Source organism: Streptomyces thermovulgaris, from assembly GCF_002155915.1.
Taxonomy (GTDB): Bacteria; Actinomycetota; Actinomycetes; order Streptomycetales; family Streptomycetaceae; genus Streptomyces; species Streptomyces thermovulgaris.
Genome location: NZ_MUME01000222.1, coordinates 1 through 2,481, shown reverse-complemented (window position 1 = coordinate 2,481; position 2,481 = coordinate 1). Strand labels below are relative to the sequence as shown.

The window sequence follows — 2,481 nt, the reverse complement described above, 5'->3', positions numbered from 1 at the left end:
CACGATCGACGCGGTGGCCGGCGGCACCTCGGTGCGCCGCGCCATCGGGTCGGCCTTCAGGAACCGCTCGCCGTACTGCGAGGTGATCTCGAACTTGTACAGCTCGCCCTCGCCGATGCCGGGCACGAACAGCTCCCACACGCCCGCGGCGCCCAGCGAGCGCATCGGGAACGCGGTGCCGTCCCAGAAGTTGAAGCCGCCGGCCACCCGCACCCCCCGGGCGTTGGGCGCCCACACCGTGAAGCGGGTGCCGGCCACCCCCTGATGGGTCATCGGCTCGGCGCCGAGCGCCTTCCACAGCTGCTCGTGCCGGCCCTCCCGGATCAGATGCAGGTCGAACTCGCCGAGGGCGGGCAGGAAACGGTACGGGTCGTGGACCTCGTGGACGTCCCCGCCGTAGACCACCCTCAGCGTGTACACGGGAATCTCCGGCAGCGGCAGGACGACCGAGAACAGGCCGCCGCCCTCGGGCACCATCGGGGTGCGCTCGCCGTCGATCACCACGCTCACCGCGTCGGCGTACGGTCTCAGCGCCCGGAAGGCGATCCCGCCCGGCACCGGATGCGCGCCCAGCAGCGCGTGCGGGTCGTGATGGGCGCCGAGGAGCAGACGCTCACGGTCGGCGGGGTCCAGGGGCGGGGCCGCGGTGCCCGCTTGTGTCACGGGGGACAGGACGGGGCCGGACGGCTCGGGACGTGACGTGTCGTGCAGGGCCACCGGTTCAGCCTCCTCTCGCGGCGAGACGTTCGATCGCCGCCATCGGCACGGCGAGCCAGTCGGGACGGTGCCGGGCCTCGTACAGCACCTCGTACACGGCACGGTCCGTCTCGTAGGCCCGCAGCAGAGCGTGTTCCTTGCGGGGGTCCCAGCCGGCCCGGGAGGCATAGCCGGCGCAGTACGCCTCCCGGCAGCGGTGCGCCCACTCCGGGCGCCAGGGGCGGCGCTGCCGGGCGGCGTAGTCGAAGGAGCGCAGCATCCCGGCCACGTCCCGCACCGGGGACTCGGCCAGACGGCGCTCGGCGAGCGGACGGGACGGCTCGCCCTCGAAGTCGATGACGAACCACTCGCGCTCCGCCCGCAGCACCTGCCCCAGGTGCAGATCGCCGTGCACCCGCTGCACCGGCGGGCCGGCGTCGCAGTCGGCCAGTGCCGCGAACGCGGTGCGCAGCCGGGACATGTACGGTCTGAGCGCGGGCACGCTGTGCGCCGCGGCCTCCAGACGCTCGGTCATCGCCGCCGCCGTCCGGGTCACCTCCCGGTGCCCGCCGGTCGGGAAGGCACCGGCCAGGGCCAGATGCACCTCCGCGGTCGCCTCGCCCAGCTGGTGCGCCTGAGCGGTGAAGTCGTCACCGGTGGCCAGGGCCCGCAGGGCGAGCGTCCAGCCGTCGTCCGCGCCGCACAGGAACGGCTGGAGCACACCGAGGGTCGCCGCCTCCGGCTCGGTGGTGCGGAACCACGCCACCGGGGCGGGGACACGGCCGCAGTCCTGCCGGGCCAGCGCCCAGGGCACCTCCAGGTCCGGGTTGACACCCGGCTGGATACGGCGGAAGACCTTCAGGATGAACGCGTCGCCGTACACGATCGAGGAGTTGGACTGCTCGGCGTTCAGCAGCCTGGGCGCCAGACCGCCGGGGACCGGGACGGACGGATCCGCCTCGAAGCGCAGCGGGCCGAAGGCGCCGGGGTGGCGCAGCCGCTCCAGGAGCAGCTGCGCCGAGCGCGGGTCGTACAGCGCGTCGTAGAGCGACAGGCCGGCCAGCGGGCCCTGCGAGGGACGGCCGATGAAGGCCTGGCGCAGGCGGGGGATCGGCCGCTGCCGTACGTCGAGCAGCAGCTGATAGCAGTCGGCGGGTGGCGGCACGGGGGTGCCGGCCGGGGCGGGCACGGTGCCGTGGCCGGCGGGGACCTCCGCGTGCTCGGCGTGGACCAGCAGATGCAGACAGCCCGGGAACAGCTCCGTCATCGACAGCAGACGCAGGTCGGTGACGGGCCGGTCCTTGCCGGCGAACCAGCGCTGATGCGGCAGCCACGCGCGCAGCAGCGGACCGAGCGAGGTCATGGGTCCGGCCAGGCTCTCGGCGCTCGGCACCAGGGACGCGGTCTTCGGCATGCTCACGTCTCCTTTCGTCAGCCGCACGGTGGTCACACTCGCCGGGCGGTCGGGGGTGCGGCCGTGGTGAGCCGGAACCAGTAGAAGCCGTGTCCGGCCAGGGTCAGCAGGTAGGGCAGGTCGCCGATGGGAGGGAAGCGGACGCCGCCGAACAGTTCGACCGGGTGGCGGCCGCGGAAGGCGCTCAGGTCGAGTTCGGTGGGCTGGGCGAAGCGGGAGAAGTTGTTGACGCACAGCACCAGGTCGTCCTCGTGTTCGCGCAGGAAGGCGAGGACGGCCGGGTTGGAGGAGGGCAGTTCGGTGTAGGAGCCGAGTCCGAAGGCGGGGTTCTGCTTGCGGATCTCGATCATGCGGCGGGTCCAGTGCAGCAG

At 73.3% G+C, this 2,481-nt stretch carries 3 protein-coding genes; all 3 read right to left on the bottom strand.

Translation table 11 applies throughout. The features are described 5' to 3' along the window. The coding region (locus tag CCN35_RS29560) for a GlgB N-terminal domain-containing protein (protein ID WP_425444304.1) at positions 1-717 on the bottom strand (717 nt) is incomplete at its 3' end. 4 nt (positions 718-721) lie between these two features. Next, a complete protein-coding gene (locus CCN35_RS17945; RefSeq protein WP_067400770.1) occupies positions 722-2,110 on the bottom strand; it encodes a maltokinase N-terminal cap-like domain-containing protein in 1,389 nt (462 codons plus the stop codon). A 32-nt stretch (positions 2,111-2,142) separates the two neighbouring features. Next, positions 2,143-2,481, bottom strand: a 339-nt coding sequence (locus CCN35_RS17940) for an alpha-glucosidase C-terminal domain-containing protein (RefSeq protein WP_211285547.1), incomplete at its 5' end; no start/stop codon positions are given.